General features: G+C 58.4%; 1 protein-coding gene. It reads left to right on the top strand.

Annotated elements, in window-relative coordinates; all coding sequences use genetic code 11:
* Window positions 1–284: hypothetical protein (locus FVA95_RS32350; protein WP_205016058.1), on the top strand; the 284-nt coding region annotated here is incomplete at its 5' end.
* Window positions 285–303: the final 19 nt, after the last annotated feature.

The following is a 303-nucleotide window of genomic DNA, read 5'->3' as shown; positions in this document are numbered from 1 at the left end:
CGATCGCAGTAGGAGTGGAATGCAGCATAGTGGCAGCCACTGGAGCCGTGTTCGCGGTAGCGGGCCTCCCGTCGTCGGGTGTAATACAGATCTCATCCGCAGCAATGCTAGTTGCAGCTATGCTGACAACCGTCCACCTCTGGATCGCAGTCCGGTTCTCAGTCACTTTGACGGTCGCCATCGGAATCGCAGGGACAGTCACCGGCCTACTGGTGGGCGGAACAGCGCTGCAGAGTTTCCAGATGTGGACGCGACAGTTCTCCGTGACTTCCTGCGAGAGTTGAGTGATGCCGGACTTATCGT

Source organism: Pseudonocardia sp. EV170527-09 (genome assembly GCF_008369905.1).
GTDB lineage: Bacteria > Actinomycetota > Actinomycetes > Mycobacteriales > Pseudonocardiaceae > Pseudonocardia.
This window is presented reverse-complemented; position numbering and strand designations above follow the sequence as displayed.